Annotated in this window: 44 protein-coding genes; 3 read left to right on the top strand and 41 right to left on the bottom strand. The window is 46.5% G+C overall.

Annotation, left to right across the window (positions count from 1 at the left end):
* Positions 1 to 41: 41 nt before the first annotated feature.
* From DW088_RS01895 to DW088_RS01715, 41 genes are all read right to left on the bottom strand, one after another.
* Positions 42 to 359, bottom strand: coding sequence for a hypothetical protein (locus tag DW088_RS01895; RefSeq protein ID WP_147356534.1), 318 nt, complete (start codon positions 357 to 359; stop codon positions 42 to 44).
* A 141-nt stretch (positions 360 to 500) separates the two neighbouring features.
* Positions 501 to 1091 carry a hypothetical protein gene (locus tag DW088_RS01890; protein ID WP_118359122.1) on the bottom strand — a complete coding sequence of 197 codons (591 nt, stop codon included), beginning with the start codon at positions 1089 to 1091 and terminating at the stop codon, positions 501 to 503.
* 11 nt (positions 1092 to 1102) lie between these two features.
* Positions 1103 to 1495 (bottom strand): hypothetical protein, encoded by a 393-nt coding sequence (locus DW088_RS01885; RefSeq protein WP_118359120.1) that lies wholly within the window; start codon positions 1493 to 1495, stop codon positions 1103 to 1105.
* 43 nt (positions 1496 to 1538) lie between these two features.
* Entirely contained in the window at positions 1539 to 1922 is a 384-nt protein-coding gene (locus DW088_RS01880; RefSeq protein ID WP_118359118.1) for a hypothetical protein, read from the bottom strand.
* Between the two features lie 5 nt (positions 1923 to 1927).
* Positions 1928 to 2755 (bottom strand): tyrosine-type recombinase/integrase, encoded by an 828-nt coding sequence (locus tag DW088_RS01875; protein WP_118359116.1) that lies wholly within the window; start codon positions 2753 to 2755, stop codon positions 1928 to 1930.
* Between the two features lie 30 nt (positions 2756 to 2785).
* Positions 2786 to 3019, bottom strand: a complete 234-nt coding sequence (locus DW088_RS01870; RefSeq protein ID WP_118359114.1) for a hypothetical protein — start codon at positions 3017 to 3019, stop codon at positions 2786 to 2788.
* Positions 3020 to 3030: 11 nt separating this feature from the next.
* Complete coding sequence (locus tag DW088_RS01865) at positions 3031 to 3999, bottom strand: replication initiator protein A (protein WP_118359112.1); 969 nt, start codon at positions 3997 to 3999, stop codon at positions 3031 to 3033.
* 93 nt (positions 4000 to 4092) lie between these two features.
* Positions 4093 to 4494: a type II toxin-antitoxin system PemK/MazF family toxin gene (locus DW088_RS01860; RefSeq protein ID WP_118359110.1), complete on the bottom strand. Its 402-nt coding sequence runs from the start codon at positions 4492 to 4494 to the stop codon at positions 4093 to 4095.
* 11 nt (positions 4495 to 4505) lie between these two features.
* Positions 4506 to 5036, bottom strand: a complete 531-nt coding sequence (locus tag DW088_RS01855; RefSeq protein WP_118359108.1) for a hypothetical protein — start codon at positions 5034 to 5036, stop codon at positions 4506 to 4508.
* Between the two features lie 12 nt (positions 5037 to 5048).
* A complete protein-coding gene (locus DW088_RS01850; RefSeq protein ID WP_118359106.1) occupies positions 5049 to 5330 on the bottom strand; it encodes a hypothetical protein in 282 nt (93 codons plus the stop codon).
* A 46-nt stretch (positions 5331 to 5376) separates the two neighbouring features.
* Positions 5377 to 5988: a GP88 family protein gene (locus tag DW088_RS01845; protein WP_118359104.1), complete on the bottom strand. Its 612-nt coding sequence runs from the start codon at positions 5986 to 5988 to the stop codon at positions 5377 to 5379.
* Positions 5989 to 6006: 18 nt separating this feature from the next.
* Positions 6007 to 6504: a hypothetical protein gene (locus DW088_RS01840; protein ID WP_118359102.1), complete on the bottom strand. Its 498-nt coding sequence runs from the start codon at positions 6502 to 6504 to the stop codon at positions 6007 to 6009.
* A 12-nt stretch (positions 6505 to 6516) separates the two neighbouring features.
* Entirely contained in the window at positions 6517 to 7212 is a 696-nt protein-coding gene (locus DW088_RS01835) for a DUF7168 domain-containing protein (RefSeq protein WP_118359100.1), read from the bottom strand.
* A gap of 79 nt (positions 7213 to 7291) precedes the next feature.
* Positions 7292 to 7582 (bottom strand): hypothetical protein, encoded by a 291-nt coding sequence (locus tag DW088_RS01830; RefSeq protein ID WP_118359098.1) that lies wholly within the window; start codon positions 7580 to 7582, stop codon positions 7292 to 7294.
* Positions 7583 to 7629: 47 nt separating this feature from the next.
* Complete coding sequence (locus DW088_RS01825) at positions 7630 to 7827, bottom strand: hypothetical protein (RefSeq protein WP_118359096.1); 198 nt, start codon at positions 7825 to 7827, stop codon at positions 7630 to 7632.
* 291 nt (positions 7828 to 8118) lie between these two features.
* Positions 8119 to 8328: a hypothetical protein gene (locus DW088_RS15660; protein WP_147356533.1), complete on the bottom strand. Its 210-nt coding sequence runs from the start codon at positions 8326 to 8328 to the stop codon at positions 8119 to 8121.
* 27 nt (positions 8329 to 8355) lie between these two features.
* Complete coding sequence (locus DW088_RS01820; protein ID WP_118359094.1) at positions 8356 to 8694, bottom strand: hypothetical protein; 339 nt, start codon at positions 8692 to 8694, stop codon at positions 8356 to 8358.
* A gap of 99 nt (positions 8695 to 8793) precedes the next feature.
* On the bottom strand, positions 8794 to 9075 hold the full coding sequence (locus DW088_RS01815; RefSeq protein WP_118359092.1) for a hypothetical protein: 282 nt from the start codon (positions 9073 to 9075) through the stop codon (positions 8794 to 8796).
* Positions 9076 to 9114: 39 nt separating this feature from the next.
* Positions 9115 to 9348, bottom strand: coding sequence for a hypothetical protein (locus tag DW088_RS01810; RefSeq protein WP_118359090.1), 234 nt, complete (start codon positions 9346 to 9348; stop codon positions 9115 to 9117).
* Positions 9349 to 9389: 41 nt separating this feature from the next.
* Entirely contained in the window at positions 9390 to 9536 is a 147-nt protein-coding gene (locus DW088_RS15785) for a hypothetical protein (RefSeq protein ID WP_158574581.1), read from the bottom strand.
* Positions 9537 to 9563: 27 nt separating this feature from the next.
* A complete protein-coding gene (locus tag DW088_RS15780; RefSeq protein WP_158574580.1) occupies positions 9564 to 9725 on the bottom strand; it encodes a hypothetical protein in 162 nt (53 codons plus the stop codon).
* A gap of 22 nt (positions 9726 to 9747) precedes the next feature.
* The gene (locus DW088_RS01805; protein WP_118359088.1) at positions 9748 to 9984 is read right to left on the bottom strand and encodes a hypothetical protein; all 237 of its coding nucleotides are present in this window, start codon (positions 9982 to 9984) and stop codon (positions 9748 to 9750) included.
* 22 nt (positions 9985 to 10006) lie between these two features.
* Positions 10007 to 10297 (bottom strand): hypothetical protein, encoded by a 291-nt coding sequence (locus DW088_RS01800; protein ID WP_147356532.1) that lies wholly within the window; start codon positions 10295 to 10297, stop codon positions 10007 to 10009.
* On the bottom strand, positions 10275 to 10403 hold the full coding sequence (locus DW088_RS16520) for a hypothetical protein (RefSeq protein WP_270554606.1): 129 nt from the start codon (positions 10401 to 10403) through the stop codon (positions 10275 to 10277). The genes DW088_RS01800 and DW088_RS16520 overlap by 23 nt, the downstream gene beginning before the upstream one ends.
* A 31-nt stretch (positions 10404 to 10434) precedes the next feature.
* Positions 10435 to 10908, bottom strand: coding sequence for a hypothetical protein (locus DW088_RS01795; protein ID WP_118359084.1), 474 nt, complete (start codon positions 10906 to 10908; stop codon positions 10435 to 10437).
* A gap of 16 nt (positions 10909 to 10924) precedes the next feature.
* On the bottom strand, positions 10925 to 11512 hold the full coding sequence (locus DW088_RS01790; RefSeq protein WP_118359082.1) for a hypothetical protein: 588 nt from the start codon (positions 11510 to 11512) through the stop codon (positions 10925 to 10927).
* Between the two features lie 2 nt (positions 11513 to 11514).
* Complete coding sequence (locus DW088_RS01785; RefSeq protein ID WP_118359080.1) at positions 11515 to 12183, bottom strand: hypothetical protein; 669 nt, start codon at positions 12181 to 12183, stop codon at positions 11515 to 11517.
* 17 nt (positions 12184 to 12200) lie between these two features.
* The gene (locus tag DW088_RS01780) at positions 12201 to 12590 is read right to left on the bottom strand and encodes a hypothetical protein (RefSeq protein ID WP_118359078.1); all 390 of its coding nucleotides are present in this window, start codon (positions 12588 to 12590) and stop codon (positions 12201 to 12203) included.
* Between the two features lie 16 nt (positions 12591 to 12606).
* A complete protein-coding gene (locus DW088_RS01775) occupies positions 12607 to 12822 on the bottom strand; it encodes a hypothetical protein (protein ID WP_118359076.1) in 216 nt (71 codons plus the stop codon).
* Positions 12823 to 12842: 20 nt separating this feature from the next.
* Complete coding sequence (locus tag DW088_RS01770) at positions 12843 to 13229, bottom strand: hypothetical protein (protein WP_118359074.1); 387 nt, start codon at positions 13227 to 13229, stop codon at positions 12843 to 12845.
* Positions 13230 to 13239: 10 nt separating this feature from the next.
* Positions 13240 to 13569, bottom strand: coding sequence for a hypothetical protein (locus tag DW088_RS01765; RefSeq protein WP_118359072.1), 330 nt, complete (start codon positions 13567 to 13569; stop codon positions 13240 to 13242).
* A gap of 4 nt (positions 13570 to 13573) precedes the next feature.
* Complete coding sequence (locus DW088_RS01760) at positions 13574 to 14206, bottom strand: hypothetical protein (RefSeq protein WP_118359070.1); 633 nt, start codon at positions 14204 to 14206, stop codon at positions 13574 to 13576.
* Positions 14207 to 14220: 14 nt separating this feature from the next.
* Positions 14221 to 14727 (bottom strand): hypothetical protein, encoded by a 507-nt coding sequence (locus tag DW088_RS01755; protein WP_118359068.1) that lies wholly within the window; start codon positions 14725 to 14727, stop codon positions 14221 to 14223.
* A gap of 106 nt (positions 14728 to 14833) precedes the next feature.
* The gene (locus tag DW088_RS01750) at positions 14834 to 15259 is read right to left on the bottom strand and encodes a hypothetical protein (RefSeq protein ID WP_118359066.1); all 426 of its coding nucleotides are present in this window, start codon (positions 15257 to 15259) and stop codon (positions 14834 to 14836) included.
* An 84-nt stretch (positions 15260 to 15343) separates the two neighbouring features.
* Positions 15344 to 16177: a hypothetical protein gene (locus tag DW088_RS01745; RefSeq protein ID WP_118359064.1), complete on the bottom strand. Its 834-nt coding sequence runs from the start codon at positions 16175 to 16177 to the stop codon at positions 15344 to 15346.
* A 119-nt stretch (positions 16178 to 16296) separates the two neighbouring features.
* Entirely contained in the window at positions 16297 to 16500 is a 204-nt protein-coding gene (locus DW088_RS01740; protein WP_118359062.1) for a hypothetical protein, read from the bottom strand.
* Between the two features lie 118 nt (positions 16501 to 16618).
* On the bottom strand, positions 16619 to 17446 hold the full coding sequence (locus DW088_RS01735) for a BRO family protein (RefSeq protein ID WP_118359060.1): 828 nt from the start codon (positions 17444 to 17446) through the stop codon (positions 16619 to 16621).
* Positions 17447 to 17459: 13 nt separating this feature from the next.
* Entirely contained in the window at positions 17460 to 17669 is a 210-nt protein-coding gene (locus DW088_RS01730; RefSeq protein ID WP_118359058.1) for a hypothetical protein, read from the bottom strand.
* Positions 17670 to 18207: 538 nt separating this feature from the next.
* Positions 18208 to 18552, bottom strand: coding sequence for a hypothetical protein (locus DW088_RS01725; RefSeq protein WP_118359056.1), 345 nt, complete (start codon positions 18550 to 18552; stop codon positions 18208 to 18210).
* 75 nt (positions 18553 to 18627) lie between these two features.
* On the bottom strand, positions 18628 to 18804 hold the full coding sequence (locus tag DW088_RS01720) for an antitoxin (protein ID WP_243029722.1): 177 nt from the start codon (positions 18802 to 18804) through the stop codon (positions 18628 to 18630).
* Between the two features lie 219 nt (positions 18805 to 19023).
* Positions 19024 to 20046 (bottom strand): hypothetical protein, encoded by a 1023-nt coding sequence (locus tag DW088_RS01715; protein WP_118359052.1) that lies wholly within the window; start codon positions 20044 to 20046, stop codon positions 19024 to 19026.
* A gap of 1144 nt (positions 20047 to 21190) precedes the next feature.
* Between DW088_RS01715 and DW088_RS15655 the strand changes: the two genes are divergently transcribed.
* The 3 genes from DW088_RS15655 (at position 21191) to DW088_RS01705 (ending at position 24194) form a co-directional block, all read left to right on the top strand.
* Complete coding sequence (locus DW088_RS15655; protein WP_147356531.1) at positions 21191 to 21433, top strand: hypothetical protein; 243 nt, start codon at positions 21191 to 21193, stop codon at positions 21431 to 21433.
* 1105 nt (positions 21434 to 22538) lie between these two features.
* The gene (locus DW088_RS16675) at positions 22539 to 22838 is read left to right on the top strand and encodes a replication initiator protein A (RefSeq protein WP_442861167.1); all 300 of its coding nucleotides are present in this window, start codon (positions 22539 to 22541) and stop codon (positions 22836 to 22838) included.
* 285 nt (positions 22839 to 23123) lie between these two features.
* Positions 23124 to 24194, top strand: coding sequence for a hypothetical protein (locus DW088_RS01705; RefSeq protein WP_118359049.1), 1071 nt, complete (start codon positions 23124 to 23126; stop codon positions 24192 to 24194).
* Positions 24195 to 24200: the final 6 nt, after the last annotated feature.

Here is a 24200-nt window from a genome sequence, read left to right as displayed (position 1 = left end):
ACGGCTATTATAACACAAATACGAGGAATTTAACAAGGCTATCAGCAGTCTTCGTCTTCTCCGACGCCGACCGTGAAATAATACGGAGACTGTCCTGCTACGCGGAGGCTGAGAAAGAAAATGTCCGGCTCGGTTTCTTTCGCAACCGCCCAGAGCAGGTCGCCTTCGATGAAGACCTTGCCGGTCATCACGGCTGCCAAGTACACGCCGTTTTCCAGAGGTTCAACCGAATCGCAAATCATTTCGATTGCGGCTGTATCGTTTTCGTGATGGGAAAGCTCCATCTCGAGGCTGATGAAGTTCCCCTCTTGGAGAAAATGATTCAAACTTCTCCAGTCATTAAAGAAAATTGTGGTCATGGCTGCTCCTCCATTTTATCGAACAAGTGTTCGTATTTTCCGATATGCTTATAATACCATTTTTACCTTGTCTATGCAATGGTAAGTTTTTCATGCAAAAGAAAGAAGTCCCAATATAGGGACTTCTCGCTTCTGCTTCTTTTACTTTTGCTTTTCTGCTGCTTCTCTGGCCAGACGTTCCGCCCGGTGAGCGGCGCGGCGCTGACGAATTTCATCGTCAAGTTTTTTACGCTCGTCGCTGTTCAAGTAGGCTTCCTGCTTTCGCACAGCCTCCTCTTCCTTGCGTTTCTTCTCCTTGTCTTCTTTTACGCGGGGATCGATGGATTCATCAATCGGATAGTACGGCTCAATGTCGTACTCCGGATAATGCCATCCTCTGCCCGTTACGTCATCACGGTGATAGACACGATGCACTAGTTTATAATTAAATTCAATTCCGAGCTGCTCGCACTTCCACTCGAAATATTCAATCTGCAATCCGTGGATACTGGTGTTCCAATACCCTGCGAGGCGCTTCCAGTTTGTTTTGAATCCTTTATTAGCGATACGATATCTGGGCCAATCTTCGTCTGGATACTCAATAGACTTCGATCTGATGTCCAGATATTTATCGAACAAAGCCATACTCTCCGGCGTGGCCTGATCTGGTCTGTTAGCCTGTTCAGCCCGCTGGCGTACATCTGCTGTAAACAGAGCACCCAAGCCGAGAATCAATTTGAAACCGGGTAACATAATATCCCTCCTTAGTTATTCATACACTGGACAATAGCGCTGATAATGATAAGAACAATCATCCAAGTCCAGACTGCCCAAGGGCCGCCGAAAAAGGCAACCAGAATCTTTTCAGAAAGCGGCATTTTCGCCTGTGCACTGCAGAATTTATGAGCGATCATAGTTGCTCCGATTTCACAGGCAATATCACATTCTTCTTTTGTGATAACACCTGCATCACGAAGAGTTTGAAAATCTTCCATGCTGCAATGCTCCCAGTTGACTTCCGGGGCATCTTCAAACAACAATTCCAACCCTCTCCGCCAATCAAAATCATCATCGATGTCAACGCTGTCAAGACCCTCTTTGGTGGTATAATACCACCGTTCTTCTGCCGAACCTCTCTTCAATACTTTCTTACTCATAAAAATTATCTCCTTATCGTAAATCTGTCATTATCGTAATTATTCAGCCCAAAAGTATACAATGAATCACGAAGGCCGCAATGAACACCCAAAGGTAAATCGACCATGGGCCTCCGAACAGCACAATCAGAATTTTTTCGTGAAGCGGCGTTTCCGGGAAATGAAGTGCCTGCGAAAGCATTCTGGAACCAATGCTAAGCGCCATATCGCACTCTTCCTCAGTGATCACTCCTTTGTCACGGAGCTCCTTGAAGTCGTTTGCGCTGCAATTCTGCCAGTTTACGTCAGGCGCATCCTCGAACAAAAGCTCCAACGCCCGACGCCAATCGAATTCCTTGTAGCTGTCGAAATCTTTGAGACCTTCTTTCGTGAGATAATAGCGGCGCTCTTCTTCAGAGCCGCGCTCGGGTACTCGCTTTTTTGCCATTGCGCTCACTTCTCCTCGTTCTCTGTAATGTCTTTGCCTTTGATATCATCCAGTGTGAAGCCGTAGTCGAGGTTCTCGTACAGCTTGTTTTTCTTTTCTTCGTCCAGACCGATGTAACGAAGCGTTGTCCTCCCACTTGTATGATTGAGTATCTCTTGCACATACGCCAGAATCTCCGGCGACTGCTGGTTATCCATGAACAGGTGATAACCGAACGTTTTTCTCATGCTATGCGTGCCGAGCTTGTACGGGAGATTCAAATCCTTGCCGGCATTTCGGAGGATACGGCCGAACGAGCCGCGCTCAATACTCTGATTTTCCCCTTTTTGAGAGATAAACAGTGGTGTTTCATTCGTGTGATTTGGAATCGAAGCCACTAATTCACGGTAGCACTGCATTGCAAAATTGTTAAGCACTACTGTCCTGTACTTACCGGTTTTTTCTTCTTTTAAGCGGCATTTACCGTCTTCTGCAATATCCCCGATTTTAGCCTTACAGAGATCTCCACATCGTAAACCTATACTGCATCCAATGAGAAACATCAGTGCGTTGCGAAGCTGACCTTTGTCGTAGAAATACTGTGCAATCTTGAGGATGTCTTCTTTGTTGCGGATGGGATCGACCGTACCGTTCGCGCCGACTGTTGTACGGCGCTTGACCGAGGCTTCTGCTCTGGCGGCTTTCTTCTGAGCCTGCTCTGCCTTCTGGCGGCGCTCCATTTCGTCAGCCAGAGCGGAGGCAAGGAGATTGTAGTCAATCGCTGCATACCTCGTCATGTTCTGCAACGGCTCTACGTTCTCGTCCTGATAAAGTTTAATTACTTCCGCTGCCATATTGTGTAATCTCCTTTCGCTGCTTATGTGTCAGTTGTCGATTGCGCTCTGAATGCTCTCGACGCATTCGTTCAGACTCTCCGATGCGGAATCGAGGAAGTCGATGATCTCGGAAAGTGCTTCGCCCTTCTCGCTGTCCTGCAGATTCTCCGGCATGTTATCGAACTTCTCTTCCTCACCGTCCTTGATTTCATCCAGTTCCTCGTGGATGGTTTCGATACGGCTGATCAGGTCACTGAGCTGCTTGCGATTCATCTTGTTCATGTGTCATTCTCCTATGCTGTTCTGTTATTCTTGCTTGCGTCATACAATGCTGTCAGTAAGTAATCTCGTTCCTCTGCTACAGGAAATGTTCTTGCTGTGAAGTTATTCAGCGCCGACTGGATTTGCTCTACGCTGATATTAGCCAACTGCTGGCTGAGAGCGTAGCCGCTTGTCAGTGTGTTATCAATGCGAACGTGTTGGCTTGGTGTTGCAACGAGTTCATAGAGCAGACTGGTTGTCCGTTTCACTAAGGCTTCGTCAAAACTTCTGCAAAGAATTTCCTTTGCATTCTGGTTCATAACGCCGCTGACCAGAGCCGGGACTTTCGTTTCTCTCTCTTCCCTTTCAGTCTGATTAGACTTAGTCTGATTATACTTAGTCTGATTAGGGTTCGATTTCCAAACTTCTGGGGTTTGAAAATCAAACTTCTTGGGTTTGATAATCGAACTAGTCTCAAAATCGAACTGGTCTGAACTGGTTTGATTATCGAACTGGTCTGTGGATAAAGTAGTTTCAGAATCAAACTGGTCTGTGGGTAAAGTGGTTTGATTTCCGACCGGTTTGATTTCCGAACTGGTATCAGAATCGAACTGGTCTGTGGATGAGCTTGTGGATAAAGTGGTTCGGTTTTCGAACTGGTCGAGCAAGGCCGGGTCGAGAACATAGATACGATTCGGCTTGCCGAGCCCTTGTTTTGCTCTGCGAATGAGACCCCAATCTTCGAGCGTATCCATCAGCTTGACCGCTTTTGCCTTTGCACAGCCAATGCTTTCCATCACTGAGTCAATGGAAAAATAGACATACGGCGTACCGTTTTCATCTCGCCATTTATTCGCGATAGAGAGATTGAACCGGTCTACAATTAATGCGTATAGGAGCTTGGCATCAGCGGAAAGTGATTTAAAACAGGGCAGCTTGACCAGTGCTGCCGGAAAGCGAATGAACGGAAAGTCGCTCACTCGATTGGTATTTTCTTTCATTTTCTTTGTCCTCCGAGTTTTTTCCCTATACTATCTACTATACGTCTGACCCGAAAAAAGGACGCGGAAACCTGTTAATAATTTGTGAACAATTTATTTGGCAAATAACCACGGCTTTTCACTTCTAACCTGCTGATACGAGTAACTATTTACACTCTTTAACCCAAGCGAAACCGCCAGTCCGCAATTGACCGCCTCCATTTCATCGTAGCTGCAGGAGCCGATTCGCTCCATCAGGCGGCTCACATCGACCGTCACAACCTGCTCACAGAGAGCAATGGACGGAACGTAACCGCGAACTCGAATGTGAGTCGGAAGCGGACGATGCTTTTGCGATGTGGTAAGATACACGATCTCTACCACGCCGGAAGCGCGATTGTTGGCGTTATTGGATACAATGATTGCCGGTCGGGTTTTCTTCTGCTCGAAGCCTACTGCGTTGTCGTCATTCTTGATGTAAAAAATGTCGCCGCGGCGAATGTCTCTGTCGTTCATAAATATTCTCCTTATCGATAAATGTTGCTCTTAATGATCTGCATACGGTGCTTTTTCCTGTTTGCATCCTCGGTGATGACAACGAGTGCATCGGGATGGATGCTGGCCGAACCGAGATAGGTGCCGTCCTCCTTGAGGTCTCTGATCCTCTGGTCGATAAACACGATGCGCTTTTCTTCCGTCGGGAAGAGATAAGTGGCATTGTCGCCGTCATCGTAGGCAAAAGTGGCTGCGAAGCTCGGGTTCTCTTCGTCGAGGAGCTCTTCTCGAGTCATGCCGTCGATGATATCGCGGTCACACTTCGGACACGGAGCGAAACAATGGTCGCTGATGATTTCCTCATGAATGAGCTTGTTCTCAAACCAGATTCCGCAGTTATCACAATGAGTGAGGTCATCGTTGTCCCACATATTATCAAAACAAGTGTCGCAGACAATTCTTTCGTGCTTTGTGTCATTGTTGATGGTGCGCGGCTCGGGAAGCTCACAATCGTCAAGCGTGAACGGCTTGCCGCACTCGGTGCATTTGTAAATCTTTTTCATGTCTTTCCCTCCTTATTTCACTTCGGTTTCGGTGATTTCCCACACGGTTTTTGCGTAATTGCAGGGACTGCAATAAAAAGAGTAACAGACATACATCTGGTTGGGATCGTCGGTCAGGAACTCGGTTTCGTCCTCGTCCCACTCGATTTCCTCCTCATCCAGAACACCGCTGCGCTTTACGCTGTCACGCATAATGCTGTTCAGCGTGTGCAGATTCTCACTGGCGGCGATTACTTCGCCGCCAGAATTATCTTCATTATCGTACCAGTAGCGCAGAACATAGATTTTTTTCATTTTGATTCCTCCAATCGGTCGGATTTGTTGTTTTCGTTCGGTCGTTTTAATGTTCGTTGAACACAACCTGCTCGCCGCGCTTCAGCGTCCAACAGCCGGTGTCAGTCATTGCACACTCGGCACAGTTGCCGTTGCACGGCTTTGCATCTGCTCTTGCGGTCGTCGTGCCATCCTTGAAGCGAACGTGCGCTTCGGGTAAAGAAAAAGGATTGACCATTTCAAGGTCAACCCAGCCGGAAAGAATAAGATGTAAATTGTCGGGGATATGCTTGCCGTCACTCAAGACAGCGTTTACAAAATCATATCGCTTGGTGAAGCACAGGATTTCGCAATGCCGATTGCGCTCGGCGATACCGATCATGCGGAGCAGATAATCCTTGCTCGGAATGTCGCCGCTGACGTGGAACCGAAAGTACCGGTTAAGCATTACGGTTGCCTCTACTTCTCTCCAGAACGTCTCAGGGTCGCTCTGGAGCACCTTGAGGTTATGCTGGTAGGCGTTTCTTACGGTCGGTCTCAGACGCTCCAGCTTAGCTGCGTAGCACTTCTCTTTGCATTTGCAGTCGCGGCAGGTCTTAATGGCCGGCAGGCTGACGGACGGGATTGCTCCCATCTTGGAATTGCCCGGGCTGATCTTAATATTGGTATTGATAGTCATAATGTATACACTCCTTATTTACTGCTGGTTGATTACTTCATGGAATGCTGCGGATGCGGCATCGTTCCACGCCATGCCGTTGTCTTCCTTCTCGCGTTTGAGGTATGCCATACGGTTCATGGTGTCAATCGAAATATCGCGGATATGGTCGTAGATCAGATCGTCTTCGACCTCGATAGTATTTTTGATATCTTCAATATCGTTTTCGTGCTGGATGGTTTCGAAAACCTTCTGTTTCACAGATTTTTTCAATGTAACAGGCGAAATATCCCATTGAAACTTGTGACCGAAACTCGAGATGGAATTATCAGTCAAAGACACCTCGTCCTCGAATTCGTCGTCCGAGCCGAAGAATGTCTCATGGTCGTCTATGTTAGAACCGGAGATGATATCGTCAATCTCCTGCTTGATAAATTCCTTTGCTTCCTTGTAAGTAAGAAAAATACCTTCGGTGCCAAAATATCGTTCTCCGCAGTCGTAATAACTGCGAAGCTGAGATACTGCGAATACAATCATAACGATTCCTCCTTATCTTGCGATTGCGGTATTGTGAAGGCGCTGGTCAGGTTTGAAAGAACGTCCGTGCTCTACACCCTGATCGCGGTACTTATTCGCCCAGGCTCCGGCGGTTCTTGCATGAGACGTGCTCGTTTTCATGCTGAGATTGCCATAGGCGTCCTGCACATCCTTCGGCGTCATCATGACCAGTCCCCACTCCTGATGCTCGGCGTCCTGCTTCTGGTATTCCTGATCGAGACCGGCAACGAAGCCGTCGCCGTAAGCGTTGCAGGCAAGGCGGATATCGGTTGCGCTGTAACCCTGCCACTTTCTCGTGTGATGAATGGTGCGCTGTTCCCTCTTGACGCAGTCAATTGCGTAGCGGAGGATGCGCTCGGCGATTTCAATATCGCTTTCAAGACCCATCAAAATAATCGTGAGTGCCTTGCTGCGCGGCGGTTTGCGGCAGTAATTCTTGCAGCAATAATGCTTGGCGATCACGTCGCTCAGCTTGTAAATCCAGAAGTCGGTCATGGTCGTGCACTTGATATCGGCAAGAACCTTGGTCACGACCTTTTCTTTTTTGCCGGTGCACTCTTCCGGACGGAGCTTATGCTGAGCCATGAGGGCGCGAGCCTTGAGAAGAGCGGCTTTCGCTTCGTTTTCATTCGGGGACTCTGCCAGTGCGAGGAGCTTTGCGATTTTTTCCTTGATGTTATTATTCATGATGTATACCTCCTATTTGGATATAAAAAGCAGGAGCTGTTGGCTCCTGCTTGTGTCATTATTTTATACGGATTCAATTTTAATAGGTTGTTCTTCCGATGCATAAACCGGAATCGCTTGCGGCGTATTTCTTCCAGAGCTTTTTGAAAAGTCTTACGACACCGTCAAACTCGTCCTTTTCCTTAGCAATATCGGCAAGGTCATATGCGCTTGCTTCATCTGGAACTGACCAAATCCACGTCATGTATGCAGTTTCATCGTTCATGCACATTACGAGATGGTGCATTGCAGTCAGAGTGTCGTAGCGTTCCTTTTCTGCTGGCGTGAGATTGAGCTCTTCCTGAGCTTTTTGTAATGCAATGTAATTCATAATTACCTCCTAAACATCGTTTTCATGCCCAATACGCACTTTATTGCTTAATCCCAGTTAACAAATTTCTCAATCTCTTCCTTTTCGATACCAATTCCATCTAAAAGGATCAGTAATGTATTAACTGTATCTTCTTTATCAATCGACTGAAGCCAAATCCAGTCAAGGATATTGCAGATTATCTTTCTTCCATCATTATCAATTGTAAAATTATCCAAAATATACTGCCAAAGCTCATCCTTCATATCTTTTTTCTCCTTTATTTGTTTCTTTCTCTCTATATATATATTCCGGAAACGAATTTTATCCAAACATTCGCTTTATGCTGTTGTGAAAATCTTAAACTCTGATTTCCACTCCATTCGTCTTCTCAGAACGATGTTTCACAGTCTCAAACCTGTACATGTTCTCGTCGCAATAAGGGCAATAATACGGATATTCTTTCCGTAATCCCTTCGTGGTTTCTCGCTTGACTTTATGGCCGCATCGCTTGCAGTATCTGTTTTTGATCATGTAGAGTCACCTCCCAATCGTATTTATTCATCGCCGTCTTCAACTATATCTTCTGCATAGCATTCACCGCCGTTGTTATACATACAAGCTGTGCAGGAGTACCAGCAATTCTGCTGTCCGCAAGGACCTACAACACCGCCCCAGCCGGTTTGAAAACCAACGTTGTAATGACAGCTATCACAATCAAAATCATCGGGTAGGCCAAAGCATTTGTTCTGGAAAGCTCCATCCATGGTGTTTTCTCCTCTCTGTTCATCGTTTTATTGGTCTGGATTGCCGTTTTCTTTGCTGATTTCCTCATACACTGAGGGATTGACGATAGCTAACAGCCTTTCAAAATATGCGTTCATGTCAGACACATTCTGAAAATGCTCCATCGCCTTATCGAAATTCGGCTCCCTAATCATGTCGGATAATTCTTTTATCACATATTCGTTTTGGCATTTGATTGCATAATCAACCATATTGGCAACCAGCTTGTCAACCCTTTCTTGATTCGGTCGGAGATATTTTCTCGGCATTGGAACACCGCAGCGCATCGAAATCTGACCGTCCGGCAGAAGACGATACTCTTCTGGCTGTTTCTTTTTTCGTCCCATCTTATCACCTCCAAACTCTTGTTTGCTTATTCCTAACGTTCGAATATCGATCTTGACTGAAATCGTTTGCAATTCTAACATCTGTGCGAGTTGGATACATCAGGACTTCTTATATTTTGCAACTGCATCTTCCCAGTTAGCTATGATACAAACCTTGTCTATTTCCTCTGCAATGCGTTCTCTTTGCTTAGAAGAAACACAAGAAGTATTTTTAAAAGCTCTACCTATTGATAATATAACATCATCTAAGGTCTTCTCTTTTTTGAGTTTTAAATTATACTTTCTTAATAAATCCGGTAATTTCTTTTTACGAACACTACCGTGAGTAATAAACCATTCTACCCATAATGCTTCTGCAAATATTTCTTGTGGTAATCTCATTTTGCACCTCTTAATCCACTTTTGAAATCATCGTTTCTTTCATTTACAATTTTCCTCATAATCAAACATTGCTTCTTCTGGACTATCATTCCAATCATTGCAACTATCTGGAACATATCCATACTCAGTATCAAAGACTACGTATCCAAATTCATATGAACTGAAAGGATGCTCTCTTTTGAAATCTTCGAAATTATCATATGCATCACCAGTAGTTCCATCTTTCCGTTCTACTACAACCACTCTAATTTCATATCTATCATTTATTTTCATATTTTATTTTTCTCCTTCCTTATGAGACTCTTGTTTTGCGTTTATAAGTCTTGCAGAAGCTCCCACAAATCGTACTTTGCACATTCAAGATCAATACGGTCGCCCTCATACATAAAGAGGAGATCATCGTAGGAATTGATTTCCTTTACGAGCTTGCGGATTTCCTCAATCTTTTCTTCGATTTTCATAGTCTTCTCTCCTTTCAGATACCCGCTTCACGATTCGATGGTGATCACGAACGCCTTTTCGCCGTCGAGATCAACATCGTCTATCGTTACATCAGCGCCTAACTTCGTCAGCACGTCGCGGAGCTGTTCTTTTTGCAGATCCTTCTGCTCATCAGTTCCGCTAAAGCCCCAGACTGTTTTGAAATACATTACTATGCACTCTCCTTGAATATCAAATTCTTTGATTAAACGCTGGCGTGTACTGGAAAGCAACATCATACATCGGCTTACCAGTAATCTGATCTCTGAATGTGCTGACGAACAGGCTTCGTGTGAGACCCTCTTCTTTGAACCATTCGTCAATCACTCGCTTGGTCAGTGGAGTGAGGAACACATAGAGATCAGATTCGTGATGGTACATCTCTTCTCGCGGATAACCGGCTGCTTCGAGTTTTTCCATCAGTGTCATAAATATCTCACCTCTTAACTATTTAGTCTGCGAATCCCAGAAGATATGCAACGCCCTTGCTGTGATGCTCATCGAACCAAGACCAAATATCTTCCTTGTTGGTTCCTTTTGGCCAGATGTAATAAGGTTCGTCAAGTTCTTCTGTTTCGGGGTTAAAGGGAATATCGGTTAGATTGTCCCAGAGATCTTCTACATCAGAATCCTCCGATTCGTTGATAATTTTCCATTCTGCTCGTTCGTTCCCATCCGGAGCGTAGATTTCAGCTCCTCTTGGAAACAGCAACGTAAGGTCATTCGACTTCAAATTCTTCAATATCAAAGTCTCCATTATATTTTGAACATCCAATATCATATGCTTTCATGTATTTATTGAAGACACCAACAACTTCATCTTCTACTGTAAGTACATATACTGTCATAATTATTTCTCCTTTCCTATGAAACACGTATTTAGATGATTTCAACATACCACCAACCGGTGTATTCATCTTCTTCATGGTTGCGTTTATCTTCCTCCGGGTCATAGTAGCCGGTAGAGAGCATCACTTCTTCGCCCTGTTTTCTGTACAGCTCTTCAATCCGGTCTGCCATCAACTCAGCAAACCCTTCGGTTGCACAAAGGATTTCTCCTTGGATATCTGACCAGTAAGCTGCGTTGCGGTCATGACCTACACCCTTCCGGATAACCTCGAACCATTCAACCATCGGGTCGTTGCCCATATCACGGAAGCAGCGGCCATTACCCCAATCGCAAAACGCTCTCGGATTGTCTTCCCTGTGGATGCATTCATCACACAAGAGAATTCGTTCACCGCAATGCTTGCAGGTTGTGCGCCAGCCGTCTTCCGGTGCCCAGTCGGGCACCGTGTTTTCTCCCATGCAATGAGGGCAAACCTCAACTGCTTCGTGGCGGTATTCAGTCATGTTTGACACCTCCTTCTTACCAGCTACTCACATAATAGAGCATTTCGTTATCAAAATCTGTGGTTGCGAGAACATTTTCAATGACTTCGACAGTGTGTCGGAGGTCATCGAAGTAACACTCGTCGTACTCGTAGCTGCCGAAGAAAAATCCTTCCTGAACCGGCAGCCATCTTTTCGCTTCCGACACAGGATTCGAAGAATTGAGCACTCGTTTGCAGGTTCTCAGCAGCTCTTCAAGGATACCTTTCGTGCATTCTTCGTGATAATCGCAGTCATCATCGCCGGCCTGAACGTTATCGACGAACCATCTGTGAATCTGGTTTGCTTTTCGCCAGTAGCCAACATTCTGGATAATGTCACTATGCGGATATACATGGTTTGTGTCCCAACTTGCAAACCGTTCGACATAGTACGGACGAAGCAATTCCATGACTTTTTTCGAAGGAAGATCATCTTGGCTTGCGCCGCACCATTCTTCAAAAGAAGAAGTCCTATATTCGTTCGGCCGTTTACAGTAGCCGAACCATTCTTCAGTAGCACATACCTGTTGAATTGTTACGCTGTCCAGTCGAGGAGCTTTCATTAAGTACATATCCAATCCCATATTTATTCCCCTTTCTTTGCTTTTCTGACGAGTTTGTCCGTCAGGTAATTGTTTATATTGTTTTCGTAGTCGGGAGCGCCCCATTTATCTATGAATGGCAGGTTGCTTACGTAATGACCGTTCATCTTTGTGTTTGCCGGGGCAAACCCTACAACGGTATGCTTTTCAACCTTGCCGGTAAAATCCTGAATGAAAACCTCATCATAGAGGTTGAGCGTTTTCGGGTCTACCAGTTCAGCCGTGATGAATTCCGTGCCAAGCTGCTCCTGTTTCGGCTGGCATTCGTCGATTGCACAAAGCATTTCGGTGAGGTCGTAGCCCTCATGGGACTCGTTTTCGAGAGCGATCACATTGGGATTCCAATGCTTCACAATTTTCCATTTTTCAATTTCGTAAACGCCATTGTCAAGATATAATTCACTGACAAGCTCGGGCGTCATAACGGTCGTGCCGCTCATGTTTTCAATACCGACCGAGCAGCTACCGCCAAAGTAGTTGCCGATTACCTGTGCGAGTCGTGCCGTACCGTATGCAGGATCGCTTTCAGGGCTGCGGTAACCCTTCAGCTTGCAATACTGAGTAAAGGCGAGTACCGAATCGTACCCGCCATTCCAGTGAACATATACGCCGATGTTAGTACCGACGCCTTTGATGATTGCTCTGTTTCCCATGATATACTCTCCTTTTCTTAGTTGCTCTGCGGCTTTTTCTGTACGAGATAGCTGCGTCTGTCCAATTCTTCGATCATCTGCTCGTCTGTATAAGACTCGAAGTTGTAGTCAATCGTGGCGGTTTCTTCAACCCATTCCTGTTCATCTGGGTCGAAGCGGAAACGCCAAATACAACCATCTTCGCCGATATAATTTGCTTCACCCTCTGCGACATACGGTGCTAAGGTGTCAAGAAACTCAATGGTTTCGTCTTCATAGTACTTATCGCTTTCGTAGAAATCTACACTGTCTTTGTCGATGTTCCAATCAAAACGGACATCGAGCGCATCCAGTTTGTCCTTTAATTCTGTAATATCCGCATCTCTTTTAAGAGTTGCGAAACCGCTGCCATTTGCATAATATCCCATGATTTGTACTCCTTCCTTAGTAGTTCATAACGATCTCGCCGTTTTCGTTAAGAATCAACCCTTCATCGTCAGCATCAATAGAATCCCACAGCGGTTCTGCCATGCTTACGCATTCACTCAGATCGGATTCCGCGAGGATATCACGAGCCTTCGCGAATGCGTCTTCACGGTTGGTCGCCTCTACTTCGATGTAGCCAACAGAATCAAACCCGAACGGTACCTTTACTTTCATTATGTTTTCTCCTTCCAAATTCACATTTTACGTTTGAAAACAACTTCTACGACATCTCCACGCGGTGTTTCAATGTAACCGTTTCTGAGAGTGATCTCATCGTCTCGGAACCCAGACAGGTTGAAATATGCTTCGTTGTCGTCGGAAAGCAAGCCTAAACCCCTTGCAAGGTTCTCTGCGGCGGCCTCCGGACTGGTGTAAACAGCAACGATACGATCAATTTCATCGCCTCGCCCAGCAATTAGCCAGTCGATGTCGTCATATTCAAGGGTGTTGTTGCCAACGAAACATTTGAGGTTCTCGTTAAAACGATCATGAGCATTGTCAATAAGGCTATGATATGCAAGATCGGCTGCTTCACGGAGCATTTTGTATTCGTTTGCCATTTTCTCAAAACTGATAGCCATAAAAATCTCCTTAATCCGTTGTCTGGTAAAAATATGTGAGTTCGTCACCCTTGAGGTTTTCCTGAGCGTACTGTGCGGCACGCTCCCAGATGGTGTTATACAGTCTGGCGAGCGGTTCATTGTGTTCGTAGTGCTGCCAGATCTTCCAGTTGAGCACCATGACCAGCTCGGTCAGGTACTTATAATCGGTTTTCCATTCCTGAAAAGCGCGGTTATATGTATCACAAACCGCGTCAACACCGAAATTATCTGCGATGCTGAAATCATCCCAGAAGGTGGTGAACGGCTTGTAGCCGCACACTTCTTCGATGTTCCAGCGAGGAAGTTTTGTGATGTCCATTTTGTTATGCCTCCTCAATGTAGGTTACAACAGGGTTGTCGAAGTGGTTTTCTGCGAAAAAATGTACGATGAGATTTACCAGTTCGACCGTATTGCTCGGGTCTTCCAAATCGAACTGGGTTTCGTCATGTTCAATGTCGGAAGTGGCGAAGCCGACATTGATAGAATGACGCGGAGTTTCGCTTGCGAGACGCATCAATTTATCAAAGAACTCGGCGTCAATCGACCACTCGCACCAGTCATAATCACTACCTTCTGCATTCGTAGGAGAAATCATGACACTTGCTTCTTGGTAAAGCGGATAATCAACCGGAAACTCAATGCTGATCTCTGCGGATACTGCTTCCGGATACTTGCCACCTAGCAACATGCGGGGCGCGGTGAAATACAACGTGGTCGTGTTGTACACATCACTGTCGCACCGCTCATCAAAAGCAATTCTGTTCCAGTTATCCGGAACTTCTTCGATGGGAATTCCGGGCTTATGTCCGCCCTGATTCTCGGACACATCGATGAACCGGGCTTCCGGTTCGATAGTACGAAAGTAGGCTTCCGCCGCTTTTTCATCAGAAGCAAGAATAAGTCTTGCCTGATATACGCTGTTCTTCTCGAACGTAACTTCAAATTCTGTTTTCATAAATGACGCTCCTTTCAAATCCTCCAACCGTATACCTCGGCGATTTTGTCACCGAGACGCCGTGTAATGCGGGTTATATCTGCTCTGGTTACCGTTCCGCGACAGATTTTATTCAGGAAGTTTTCCTTTCGGGTGTCGCTTACGTCAGGCTTGAACACTCGGTACAGATAGTGGTCGGTTCCGTCATGGTGGATAGCTTCACAGCAAAGGTCGCCGCGGCCGTCGAGATACCATGTTGCGTAATCGGTATTTGCAACGAGGCAGTCTTTAATCGAGCGACCTTGGATTTCTTTATACCCCGGAATACGACCGTGCCAGCGGCCGAGATCGGCGATTACGACAATCTTTTCATCCACGGGAATGTCAAGGTTCATGCGCTCGTCGTCAAGATGCTCGTTATTCAATTCGTACATCAGGTCGATGCGCTTATCTTCATCCAGATCGGGATACTCATCGTCAAAGAAATCCTTCCAATCTTCATAATCGAGATTGTAATTGCTCCAGATTACTTTCTTTTTCATATGTATTCGCTCCTTTTTAAGCGTTCGTCCAAACATTTGTTCGGCAATTTGGGTAAAAAAGAAGAGCTTGCAGGTTGTTGCAAGCTCTTACTGTGTTGATATTTGATTATACGATGTAATCCATATATTTGGTGATTTTCTTTTCCTCTGGATGGAATCGGTTCCATCCATAAGCGAAATTTTCCGCATTGAGGAGAAGATCGGGTTCGTTTTCGCAGATTTCGATTTTGCTGTCTGCGAGAAACAATGCGTTGCAGAGTGCTACTGCGTTTTCTCTGGTCAACCGAGTAAAGAATTCCTTTTGGACAAGACGGAATACTTCTGTATGGCAATCCTCGAGACAGTCTTCGAGGGTTGCAGTTTCTCCGCGACCGAACATCTTGTCCAAGTCACTGGTCGGTTTGCCTACTTCGTCTGCCCATTTGCTATAAATTGCGATATGTTCATCGCTCAAATCCATACGAGCGATTGCGGTCACCAGCCCCATACCGTATTTGTCCGTAAATTTGCTGTGGAATGCATAATGATCCATGTTTTGCCTCCTTTTGCTTGCCATTATAACATTGTCAAGGTACAATAACAAGGACTTTCGCCCTTGCAAATGACGGTTTTGTGGTTACCAACGTCGGGAATCTTCGGTGCAGCGCTGAATCATTTGCTCCATAAGTACGGTTGTGCTTTCGCTGTCTATTTTCCACTGGCGGAGCGTGTTGCACATATCCTGTGCAAGATGTGCTCTCTCTCGGGTGTGACCACCATCTGCAATGGCGAGTGCTTCGTCCCACTCACCATTAGGATCGTTACGAGCTGCCCAGCGAATTACGTCGGCCAACGTGATGTTGTCTGGCTTAGGAACGATTTGCATATTATCGCGCCAGTTCTCATCGTTCACGTTGATGAGGAATTTGCCGCGATTTTCTCCGCGCTGGCGGGTGTAATGCAGGACGTTTTTGTCTGCCTCATCTACATAGAGGATACAGAGCGGGAATTCATCCCACTTCTTTTCTTCCGTGTGCAGCGTATCGTGGATTACATCACGCTTCGTAATCAGCTCCTCGTCATACTCGAACTCATCGCCGTAATTGAAATATCCGAGTTCAGAGAAAACGCGATAGCCGCCCAGATCGGGAGCAACAACGATTGCATCAAAGTCACCGTTAAGACCGTTTGCAAACGCCAGTATGCTTTCTTGGGTGTAAGGAATAATCCGATTACCGAGGTACTTAACGCGATTCTTGTTGCAATCATCCGGATCGCTGGTAATATAAAAGCAATAGCTAATGAATCCGTCATAGACACCGTTTGTTTTGGTGTTACAACAGGTGATTTCAAGGTACACTGCACGGCCATCTACCAGATGGAATGCGGTGCGAATGCGGCAGTTGCCGATTGTTTCTTTGCTGCGCTCGGCACCAGACCAGCCGGCACCCTCGAATACTAATGTTTTCATACTGCTGATTCCTCCTTTTCAATGATGAATCCTTCTTGCGGTTCGAAAATGAACCGTCCGGTGTCCTCAAACGTATACGCACTTACCGTTACGGAAGGTTACTACTTCGTGTACCATTTTTAGACTTCCTTTCCACCAAAGAAATCCAGCAAATAACTTTCGTAAAAATGCAATTTACCTTCATGGGTTACAACATACCGCTTACGGCGAACTGTGTGATTGCGGATAGTAATTACCTCAACTACCCCTGATACTTGATGAATGTCAACGATTTTGTCCGGCTCGATACGGGACAACTGTTCTTTGATTTCCTTCTTCGTCATTTGATTACTTCCTTTCTTAAATTATGTTGGCTGCGGGCTTTATGGATGAACCCGCGAGAACCTCTACATTATTTACTATACAAATCGCCCTGATTTGGGACGTTGTAATTTATGGTAATTAGGCGATTGTGGAATCGCTGTCGGTGAATTCGGAACGCATTTGTTCCGAAATATCGTAAATGAGCCACTCCATCATCTTGCGAGTGACTGGAATTTTGTCCAGATTTTTGCGGCTAAATATCTTACGGACTTCATCTGCTTTGATGAAACTTGAATTCGTCGCGCAGGAAGTGCCGTTGGTTGCAAAACTATATTTGTTCTCGATGGTTGCGGTTACGCTGCGGTTATAACCGCACATCTTACAAACATCGATTGCACGATAGTATGTCTCGCCATCAGAGAAAGCGACGAGAACCTTTCCGTATTCACTGTGCGTGAATTCTTTCAGTGGCGGATACTTTTTCTTTTTTGCCGGACTCTTGCCGCAAAGTGTCGGAACTATTTCGTCATCGACCCACTTTTCAAATTCAAAAACCAGATCAACCTTTCGCCGGTTTATGAGATTATGAACATCGTAGACCGATAGATAAGTTACGGAATCAACACTTCCGTTTGTTTTTGGTGCGAGGATAACTCGTTTATCCTCGAAAAGTTCTGCAATGCTTGCGGGGTTCTTGTATCCCAATGCTTTCAAGACGGGGAGCGCCTTGAAGTACGGAATATTTCCAATTCTGGTTGCTTCGACCGTGCCAAATTCCGGGTGGAAAAACTTTTCGATTTTGTTTTCTGGCAGAATCGGTTTCAGTTTCGTTCCCGTTCGTTTCGGCACCGGCTTTAAGACCGGCTCCGGAATAAGTTCCGGCGGGTTGCTCTCAAGTTCGTTTTGGGCAAGCTCGATTGCGTGCCCGAGAACGTCGAGGATTCGTTTCGTGTTAACATCTGCCATATGTATTCTCCTTTCAGGCTGCGCGGCGGCTGTGTTTGCCGCGGTAATTTATCTCCGCTTGATAACGCTTCCAGAGTACATTTGTGGTGTTCCAGAAATTGCCCACGGCAAACGTTCCGAATACAACCGTTCCGAGGAAGTTATCCTCGCCGGTTGCAACCGTTGCTACGGTTGCCATGATAGCGAGACCTGCGAACATTGCGGTAGAAAAGTAGTGTTTCATGAGGTTCAGACTCCTTTATTTTCGATTTTGGGTATAAAAAATGCACCCTTTTCGGGTGCTGCGGGCATTTGATTTATTCCGTTTGTTGTGATATAATCTGGTTGTCACCAACTTTTGATCCGCTCCGGCCAGTGATATAAATCTTTACATACTGAAAGTATGTGTGCGGCATTACGATACATAGCCGCAGATTTTTATAATGAAATGGAGGGGTCACTGTGGAGCAGAACGTCTTCGTGCTTTGCTTTGCACTGATCGTACTGGCAATCAAGTGCGGTTGATGACAACACCGGCAGGCTTGCGCTTGTCGGTGTTTTTATTTTGTGACAACCAGATTATCACCGCCTTTCGGCGCGGATGAGGGCTTTAAGGATGAACCCTCGAGAACCTTCCGGCAGGAATCATTTTCAAATTACTTACCTTTCGGTTTCTTGTTCTCCGCCCTGCGGTGCAGATTGCAAGACCTGAAAGGCTCGGCCTTTTCTATTGTTGGGCACAGGCTTTTTCCCATGCTCGGCAATCATAGGCAACACTCCTTTCATTTCATTTGTTGCAGATCATCAGATGCGGGCGATTGCCTTACAGCCGATGATACGGCCGTTTTCGTCACGGACAGCATCGTCCGTGATAAATACGTCGGAACGGTCACGGCATGCCTGCGCGGTGCAACGTAGTCCTCGATGTTCCAGAAGTTGCCGTCTTCCGTCTCGATGGTTGTTACACAGTAGTCGCGGTCATCGGTTGGATACGAAACCGAATAGATTTCGCCAGCGATTGTGCGCGTTTCCGGTTTATTTTCAATCGGATTTGCTGCCGGAACGGTTGCAGTTGCGGTTGCGGTCGTGGTGAGTGCTGCGAGAATAAGAGATAATGCGGTTTTCATAGGTGAAACTTCCTTTCTATGTGTCGGTTTTGGGTAAAAGAAAAGCACCCGGATTGGGTGCTTGTGTGAATGGATTTATTTTGTTTTCTTGCTGAGATCGAGACCGTATTGAGCCTCTAACGCTTCGGTTATGAGCGCGTTTACGGATTTTCCGCGAAGGTTTGCTTCTCTTTGCAAAACCTCACGGTTTCCTTTTGGAACTTGATAAACTACACGTTCATAGTTTGCTTTCTTGTATGCTTCACTACTCACAGTATCACCGCCTAAAATTATGGTATAGGCGTATTATATCACGCTTGCGCGGATTTTTCAAATTGTGCAGACGGTGATTTATTCTAAAAAAGGGTGCACTTTCCCTGCGGTCTTTTTGCTTGTGTTTTCAGGCGTGCCGGTTTATTGCGACACGCCTGTTTTTGCTATGTATTGCATACTGTTTTCGTATACTTTCAGATTATGAAAAAGCGGTTGCGTTTACTTGGCGGTCTTGGCGGTGGTCTTGCGTGCCTTTTCTACGATTGCACGGTTCTTGCGTGCGGTCTTGGCGTCCGGCTTGGCAGTGATAACGGAATTCTTGCGTGCGCAGGCCACGGACTTCTCGGTTGCTACGGATTCCTTCTTGCCTTCTTCAACCTTGCCAGAAAGCGCGTTAGGCGTGCCGGTTTCCTTCTTGGCGATTGCGTCCTCAGCTTTCTTCTCGGCCTTGGTCTGCTTGGGCGCGGATACCTTCTTTTCCTTTACGCCGGTGTCTACTGCAAAGGACTTTTCTTCAATGCGCATTGCGATAACGTTCTGGATCAGGCCAAGGATAGACTTATCTCGATCAATCTTCATGACGCCGTTCACATTGCGCTTGGCATTGCCCGCAGAGGTCTTGATGAAGTGAAGGCTTGCGTTCGTCGGGTGAATCTTGGTATCCTTGCCAAGAATCATCATGAAGATTGTGTCAAGCTGAGAATACAATGCCTTGTCATCATGCGCGGTGAAGTCGATGATACGCGCTTCGCCCTTCTTATTCACGCCGTAACGCAGGTGCGACACCTTTGCAGGGCGGTTTTCATCGGACAGCATATCGCCGTGATACAGGGCGATATTGTCAGCGAACCGTTGAATATACTCGAAGTATTCCGCGTCATGTGCGAGGGTCTTTTCCGGCATTTTTTCCTTCTTCATAAAGGCGTCAATAGCGGTGAACGGAATACGAACGTTTACTTCTACGGTGCGCAGGCCGTTATCGTCGTCCTTTACGCGCTGTGCCGTGATAAACTGCTTGCGCAGGAATTCCTCAGCCGTGCCCTTTGCAGACTCAGCGATAAAGTCGGCGCGGGTCTTGGTGTTTGCTTCCTTTACCTTATCAGTGTAGACAGCCTTTACCTTCTCTTTCTGCGCGGGCTTGGTGTCTGCGCTGTTATACAGGGTTTCGAGGGTGGACAGGGACATAGCTTTTAGGGTCTTTGCGCTAAAGGTTGCCTTTGCAGTAGTGTTGTTCTTAGTCATAATAAATACCTCTTTCTGTTGTGTATATGGTTTTCTGTGTCGGGACTTGTGTCCTTTAGAAAGCGCACAAGTCGTAGCTTGTGCGCTTGTAAAAGATACAAAAATATCGTACTGTTGCGCTTTTAGGTTTTTGCGTCCGCCGATTCCTAAAGGGGTTTACACCCCGCTTTCGTAGTGCCCCCGCCCCAAGTGCCACTTTGGACGCGGTTCGTGCATAGGCTTTCATCCATACACGGGAAAAGCGTGTTTTTCAAACCGGACTTAGCTGTTTTCACAGAGCGGAACAGGGGCAGGCGTTAAGTCTTTCCTGTCGTACTTCCGGTATAGCACGGACTACCAGAGACGCTACTTTTTCCACGCTACTACTTAACCATTTTTTCCGCTTTTCCGCGCTTGACAGGTTTTCTTTACGGCTTTACCAGATGATAGCTACACCGCACATTCACTTTACAGGGGTTTTCCGCCGTGGTTTGCAAATGAGCATTGCAACGGTGGAATGTCCCCGCGCGACTTTTCATATAAAAAGAGGGTTAAGGTTTTCGCATTGCTACTTTATCCGCGCGGTGCATTCCGCGCTTGAAAAGTAGCTTTCACGCCTGTTAAGTTTTCAAGGTGCTTTGGGCGGTGTTTCCGAACTGCGTTCCGCTTGGCACTGTGTGCCCGTACTGTGTACGCTGTGGTTCACAGGTCTTTCGCACTGTCCGCGCTACACGGTTTACACCGTGTCCGCGCTCGTCATAATGCACGCTATACGCGTTCCGATACCGCGCCGACTTTCGGCGTGCACGTTCGGGGTGCTATACCCGACGCCTGTCCGCGGAATGCTGTCCGCGGGGGCTATGACTTCTCACAAGGTGGACACCTAACGGAGTTTAACCGCCCTTTTCACCGTGAACGGCGTAGCACAGTTAAACGTTCGACTTCTCGAACCGGATACCGTACACCGCACAGCGGGTGTCTTTGGGGTGTACCCCCCTTTTGGAGTGTCTCCATTATAGCGCGGGTGTACCCCCTTGTCAACCCTTTTTTTCAAAAAATTTTTGGGGCAATTTTTTCAAAGATAATGAAAACGCACGCGCGCGTAGGGGTTCGCAAAACAAGCGAAAACAGGCGAAAACAGGGGTTTTGAGCGCGGAAAAGTTTTTTGAAAAAATCAGAAAAAGCGCGCAAAAAAGATTTTTTCTGTCGTGCTGCGCGCCGATTTTTTGAAATTTTCGCCCTCTGTCACGCCCTGCATATGCGGACAGAGTACACCAAGCGACGTAGTATTGAAAACTATATTGTATGGAGTTATCCACAAGGAAAAGCAGTTATGCACAGGGTTTCCCACAGGGCGAAAAAGCACAGAAAAGCACAGAATGCACAAAAATACACAGAACGGGCCTGATCCGAAAATCGACTTTTCGAGTATACTATAAAACAGCGTTCCGGTACTTTTCAGCAGTGTAAATGCTTCTTTTTTATCATAGGGGGCATATTTTACACTTTTCCAGATATTTTACCAGTTTCAGGAAGGGTAGTTGCCTCATCTCACTCTACCCCATATTTTCCCCCTCTTTCCCCGAACTTTCGCTCTCCTTCCCCTCCCTTTTCCCTTCTTCAAACCCCGTTTCCTCAATTTCGTGCGCTGTTCCCGAGTTTTCGCCATCTCTCTTTTCCCGAACACTCGAAAAAGGTGCATTCCTATAATCTGCTGTAACCGTCAGCTCGAGTATAGCCAGCCAGGAAGCTCTACTGGAGCTCTGCAGAAGCTCTACGCAAGCTCTACCACAGCTCCTGTCATACAGCTGCTAAACAAACCTGTAGCTAACCCATTGCTTCCTTATCTCCCGCCAGAAGGAAATACTATTACCGTAGTCCTACACAGCACCACACTCGCTTGTATTCCCATAGCTTACAGTCTACTAAATAATTGCCCCGAGCGACCCGTCGCATACACCCTCTATAAGCCGCCTGTGCACTGCTTCTATCCTCCTGTATTTCCACATATTGCCTACAATGCCCCGTATTCGCCTCAGGATGCTCCGTACTGGCTTTTTGTATTCTCGTGGTATAATTTCCCATCAATATGTCAAAAGCGATTACAGCTCAATTCTGCCGCCAGAACAAAAATGGTTCTTCGACAGCAGGCGCATCTATCCATACCTACTCTATCCCAGGGGCGTATCCAGTCATAAATACAGCCGGCCAATGTCTAATGGTCGGCTTTATCTATTTCAGTATTGCTGCATAGGTCTAAGCCAGCCAGAAGACCTACTTCAGCTAGCTATTTTTCCATTAAGCAACATGCACAAAAGAATTCTCAATCTTTATGCATCTTTTTCTTCAACTCCGCGTCCCAAAAACGCCTTTTTTGTATAGTAGTTAATAGAAGCAAAAAAATCCAATTACCCCGCGGAGGAGGTATCCAGATGGCAAAACGACCAGCTATCCACACGACATAGAATAACCCGAAGTTCCGCAGTTACGATGGCCGCAGCGGATTCGATTTCATCCCTATCCCCGTAACTCCTGACCTCAAGTCTGTCTCTCCGGCTGGGAAGATCCTGTATTCTCTCATGCTCTATCGAATGCAGCTATCAAAAAGCCGGCCAGAATGGATTGACGAAGATGGCGAGCCATTCATCTATTACTCTCTCAAAGATGTTATGAACGACATCTCTTGTGGAGAGAAGAAAGCGCTGCAGATATTTAAGGAACTTGAAGAAGCACATCTGATTCGCCGACACAGCCAATGTCAGTTCTCTACCCCGCGCATTTATATACCGACCAATCGTTCAGACGAAGCGTGACGCTCCTCTTGAGTAAGCCTCATTCTGAGTGAGCCTCATTCTGAGTGAGCCTCATTCCGCGTGATTCCATTTCTCCATTTCTCTGGCTGGCATTTTCAAAATCTGCCCAGCTCAGCCTATGTATTTATGATTAAGTATTTTTGATTATGTATTTATGATTAGTGTATTTATGATTAGTGTATTTATGATTAGGGTTTGATTTGGAAGGACGACGAGTTTGATTTGGAAGGACGACGAGTTTGATTTGGAAGGACGCGAGTTCGATTTGGAAGGACGGGAAGCAACATGGGTAAATCCCAGCCAGAAAAAACGCAGTTGGCCGAGCTGACCCTGCGTGACATAGCCAACGCCGGGGCTGATTTACATGAGTTCGCCGCCGTTGTTCCCTTCACGCTGGAGGGCAATGGACAGCGGGCTTATATTCCGACCTCGGTGCTGCGGTACTACAACCCCAAGGTGAGACTTGAGCCAAAGGATATCCGTTATCTCGACCCGGACTTCTTTGAAGCACGCATTAGAGATATCGGAGCCAATCCAGTCGCGAAACCTTATCAGCGAGATGTTTCAACAGCCACTCCGGCCTATGGCTCTTTCGTCTGGCTACGCGTCCCGCTCGAAGGCGGGAGCTATTATGACGTCACACCAACCGAGGCGCAAAAGCTGATGATGCTCCTGACTACTACGGATAAGCACCTGATGATTGCGGCTGATGTGTATCCGCCGGACATCGTGAACTATTTGTCAAAGGTGTTCCAACTGACCGCGCCAGTTGTTCAAGGGATGCTGAGGACGTTCCGAGAGAGAGACTTCATCTGGCAGAATGACCGCGGCGAGTGGTTGTTCAACCAAGACCTGTTTCGCAGGGGTGAGATTACACGACGCGAGTCTACGAAAGCGGAGCAAAGCGGTTTCAGGTATGTGAGGATGTATTTCTCCTCTATCGCACAGATGTATAGGACTGAGTCCATGAGTCTGGGGCTGAAATACCTGCTTCCGATGCTTCCTTATCTGCATAAGGACTTCAACGTGTTTTGTCTGAACCCCTTTCAGGATGATCCGTTTCTGGTGGCTCCTCTTACCGCCGCTCGGCTTTGTGCCGCTGGCGGCTATGAGCGAAGCGGTTACGGAGAGTTGACCAGCCTCTATTACAACCAAGTCATCCGAACCAGCAAAGGAACGGAGACGATTATGACCCGGCTGAAAGAACCGTTCCACGGTTTGCCGGTCGGAAGCATTATGTTAAACCCCCGCGTATTTTACACCGGCAACAAAGCGATAGCCGCCGAGCTTGAACCTCTGTTTCTGGTGCGGAAGCGTGGCAAATATAAAAAACGACGCAAGAAACCAGAAAACTAATTTTCA

The organism is Butyricicoccus sp. AM05-1, from assembly GCF_003474415.1.
Taxonomy (GTDB): domain Bacteria; phylum Bacillota; class Clostridia; order Oscillospirales; family Butyricicoccaceae; genus Agathobaculum; species Agathobaculum butyriciproducens.
Note: the sequence above shows the minus strand (reverse complement) of the source record. Positions and strands in the feature narration are given on the sequence as shown.

Coding starts and splice junctions, on each gene's coding strand:
- DW088_RS01895 (WP_147356534.1), bottom strand. CDS start 359: ATGACCACAATTTTCTTTAATGACTGGAGAAGTTTGAATCATTTTCTC.
- DW088_RS01890 (WP_118359122.1), bottom strand. CDS start 1,091: ATGTTACCCGGTTTCAAATTGATTCTCGGCTTGGGTGCTCTGTTTACA.
- DW088_RS01885 (WP_118359120.1), bottom strand. CDS start 1,495: ATGAGTAAGAAAGTATTGAAGAGAGGTTCGGCAGAAGAACGGTGGTAT.
- DW088_RS01880 (WP_118359118.1), bottom strand. CDS start 1,922: ATGGCAAAAAAGCGAGTACCCGAGCGCGGCTCTGAAGAAGAGCGCCGC.
- DW088_RS01875 (WP_118359116.1), bottom strand. CDS start 2,755: ATGGCAGCGGAAGTAATTAAACTTTATCAGGACGAGAACGTAGAGCCG.
- DW088_RS01870 (WP_118359114.1), bottom strand. CDS start 3,019: ATGAACAAGATGAATCGCAAGCAGCTCAGTGACCTGATCAGCCGTATC.
- DW088_RS01865 (WP_118359112.1), bottom strand. CDS start 3,999: ATGAAAGAAAATACCAATCGAGTGAGCGACTTTCCGTTCATTCGCTTT.
- DW088_RS01860 (WP_118359110.1), bottom strand. CDS start 4,494: ATGAACGACAGAGACATTCGCCGCGGCGACATTTTTTACATCAAGAAT.
- DW088_RS01855 (WP_118359108.1), bottom strand. CDS start 5,036: ATGAAAAAGATTTACAAATGCACCGAGTGCGGCAAGCCGTTCACGCTT.
- DW088_RS01850 (WP_118359106.1), bottom strand. CDS start 5,330: ATGAAAAAAATCTATGTTCTGCGCTACTGGTACGATAATGAAGATAAT.
- DW088_RS01845 (WP_118359104.1), bottom strand. CDS start 5,988: ATGACTATCAATACCAATATTAAGATCAGCCCGGGCAATTCCAAGATG.
- DW088_RS01840 (WP_118359102.1), bottom strand. CDS start 6,504: ATGATTGTATTCGCAGTATCTCAGCTTCGCAGTTATTACGACTGCGGA.
- DW088_RS01835 (WP_118359100.1), bottom strand. CDS start 7,212: ATGAATAATAACATCAAGGAAAAAATCGCAAAGCTCCTCGCACTGGCA.
- DW088_RS01830 (WP_118359098.1), bottom strand. CDS start 7,582: ATGAATTACATTGCATTACAAAAAGCTCAGGAAGAGCTCAATCTCACG.
- DW088_RS01825 (WP_118359096.1), bottom strand. CDS start 7,827: ATGAAGGATGAGCTTTGGCAGTATATTTTGGATAATTTTACAATTGAT.
- DW088_RS15660 (WP_147356533.1), bottom strand. CDS start 8,328: ATGGATGGAGCTTTCCAGAACAAATGCTTTGGCCTACCCGATGATTTT.
- DW088_RS01820 (WP_118359094.1), bottom strand. CDS start 8,694: ATGGGACGAAAAAAGAAACAGCCAGAAGAGTATCGTCTTCTGCCGGAC.
- DW088_RS01815 (WP_118359092.1), bottom strand. CDS start 9,075: ATGAGATTACCACAAGAAATATTTGCAGAAGCATTATGGGTAGAATGG.
- DW088_RS01810 (WP_118359090.1), bottom strand. CDS start 9,348: ATGAAAATAAATGATAGATATGAAATTAGAGTGGTTGTAGTAGAACGG.
- DW088_RS15785 (WP_158574581.1), bottom strand. CDS start 9,536: ATGAAAATCGAAGAAAAGATTGAGGAAATCCGCAAGCTCGTAAAGGAA.
- DW088_RS15780 (WP_158574580.1), bottom strand. CDS start 9,725: ATGTATTTCAAAACAGTCTGGGGCTTTAGCGGAACTGATGAGCAGAAG.
- DW088_RS01805 (WP_118359088.1), bottom strand. CDS start 9,984: ATGACACTGATGGAAAAACTCGAAGCAGCCGGTTATCCGCGAGAAGAG.
- DW088_RS16520 (WP_270554606.1), bottom strand. CDS start 10,403: ATGACAGTATATGTACTTACAGTAGAAGATGAAGTTGTTGGTGTCTTC.
- DW088_RS01795 (WP_118359084.1), bottom strand. CDS start 10,908: ATGACTGAATACCGCCACGAAGCAGTTGAGGTTTGCCCTCATTGCATG.
- DW088_RS01790 (WP_118359082.1), bottom strand. CDS start 11,512: ATGGGATTGGATATGTACTTAATGAAAGCTCCTCGACTGGACAGCGTA.
- DW088_RS01785 (WP_118359080.1), bottom strand. CDS start 12,183: ATGGGAAACAGAGCAATCATCAAAGGCGTCGGTACTAACATCGGCGTA.
- DW088_RS01780 (WP_118359078.1), bottom strand. CDS start 12,590: ATGGGATATTATGCAAATGGCAGCGGTTTCGCAACTCTTAAAAGAGAT.
- DW088_RS01775 (WP_118359076.1), bottom strand. CDS start 12,822: ATGAAAGTAAAGGTACCGTTCGGGTTTGATTCTGTTGGCTACATCGAA.
- DW088_RS01770 (WP_118359074.1), bottom strand. CDS start 13,229: ATGGCTATCAGTTTTGAGAAAATGGCAAACGAATACAAAATGCTCCGT.
- DW088_RS01765 (WP_118359072.1), bottom strand. CDS start 13,569: ATGGACATCACAAAACTTCCTCGCTGGAACATCGAAGAAGTGTGCGGC.
- DW088_RS01760 (WP_118359070.1), bottom strand. CDS start 14,206: ATGAAAACAGAATTTGAAGTTACGTTCGAGAAGAACAGCGTATATCAG.
- DW088_RS01755 (WP_118359068.1), bottom strand. CDS start 14,727: ATGAAAAAGAAAGTAATCTGGAGCAATTACAATCTCGATTATGAAGAT.
- DW088_RS01750 (WP_118359066.1), bottom strand. CDS start 15,259: ATGGATCATTATGCATTCCACAGCAAATTTACGGACAAATACGGTATG.
- DW088_RS01745 (WP_118359064.1), bottom strand. CDS start 16,177: ATGAAAACATTAGTATTCGAGGGTGCCGGCTGGTCTGGTGCCGAGCGC.
- DW088_RS01740 (WP_118359062.1), bottom strand. CDS start 16,500: ATGACGAAGAAGGAAATCAAAGAACAGTTGTCCCGTATCGAGCCGGAC.
- DW088_RS01735 (WP_118359060.1), bottom strand. CDS start 17,446: ATGGCAGATGTTAACACGAAACGAATCCTCGACGTTCTCGGGCACGCA.
- DW088_RS01730 (WP_118359058.1), bottom strand. CDS start 17,669: ATGAAACACTACTTTTCTACCGCAATGTTCGCAGGTCTCGCTATCATG.
- DW088_RS01725 (WP_118359056.1), bottom strand. CDS start 18,552: ATGAAAACCGCATTATCTCTTATTCTCGCAGCACTCACCACGACCGCA.
- DW088_RS01715 (WP_118359052.1), bottom strand. CDS start 20,046: ATGACTAAGAACAACACTACTGCAAAGGCAACCTTTAGCGCAAAGACC.
- DW088_RS01705 (WP_118359049.1), top strand. CDS start 23,124: ATGGGTAAATCCCAGCCAGAAAAAACGCAGTTGGCCGAGCTGACCCTG.